The organism is Arthrobacter sp. NPDC058130 (genome assembly GCF_042884475.1).
In the GTDB taxonomy this organism is placed as follows: Bacteria; Actinomycetota; Actinomycetes; order Actinomycetales; family Micrococcaceae; genus Arthrobacter.
In genome coordinates this window covers 1-1118 of sequence record NZ_JBHVTV010000031.1, presented here as the reverse complement: position 1 = coordinate 1118, position 1118 = coordinate 1, and the positions used below count along the sequence as shown (strand labels likewise).

General features: G+C 66.1%; 1 protein-coding gene. It reads left to right on the top strand.

Annotation, left to right across the window (positions count from 1 at the left end; all coding sequences use genetic code 11):
* The first annotated feature begins 109 nt into the window (after positions 1-109).
* On the top strand, positions 110-1114 hold the full coding sequence (locus ACFVTM_RS23160) for an IS481 family transposase (protein ID WP_390206590.1): 1005 nt from the start codon (positions 110-112) through the stop codon (positions 1112-1114).
* Positions 1115-1118 lie beyond the last annotated feature (4 nt).

Sequence of the window (1118 nt, the reverse complement as noted above, 5' to 3'; positions counted from 1 at the left end):
TGTACTGTCCCGGGACGTTGGTGACACGAGGGGATGATTTGTCGCAATAAGAGGACCTCCGGGTGTTGTGTGGTGCTTGTCGAGAGCTAACACAATCCAGGAGGTCCTCGTGTCCCACCGTAACGCGTTCTTGGCTTATTCGGGGCGGCTGCGGCTGGCCCGCTGCATCGTGGTTGACGGCTGGCCGTTGCGCCGGGCCGCCGAACGGTTCAACGTCTCAGTCCCGACCGCCGCGCGGTGGTCGGGACGGTATCGGGAGTTCGGGGAGTCCGGGCTGGAGGACCGCGGGAGCCGGCCGCTGACATGCCCGCACCGTACCGGCGTGCGGACTGAACGGCGGGCGCTGGGCCTGCGGGTGAGCCGGCGCTGGGGTCCGGCGCGGATCGCGTACCATCTGCACCTGAACATCTCCACGGTCCACCGGATCCTGACCCGTTACCTCTGTCCGCCGCTGCGTTTCACCGACCCGGCCACCGGGGCCAGGCTCCGCGGCCGGGACCGTGCCCGCCGGTATGAATATGCCTGGCCCGGCGAGATGGTCCACGTCGATGTGAAGAAGCTCGGCCGGATCCCCAACGGCGGCGGTCACCGGGTCCACGGACGCGTGCAGGGCGAAGCGAATGCCAGGGCACGGAACCTGGCCGAAGGCCGCCGCACGGACCGCGGCCAGGTCCGGGGCTACTCCTTCATCCACCACGCGGTCGATGACCATTCCCGGTTTGTCTATTCCGAGATCCTGCCGGATGAAACCCAGGCGACCGCGTCCGCGTTCATGCGCAACGCCATCGCCGCTTTCGAAACCCTGGGCGTCAGGATCCAGCGCGTGATGACTGACAACGGCTCCTGCTACCGCTCCCGCACTTTCGGCAAGGTCCTCGCCGAAGCAGGCATCAGCCACAAGCGCACCAGACCCTACCGGCCCCAGACAAATGGCAAGGTCGAACGCTTCAACCGCATCCTCCAGGAGGAATGGGCCTACGCCAAGGCCTACAGCTCAGAAACCGAACGCCAGGCTTGTTACCAGGACTTCATCGAGCACTACAATCACCACAGGCCCCACACCGCCCTCAAAGGCGCCTCACCCGCCAGCCGCGTCACCAACCAACCGGGTTAGTACA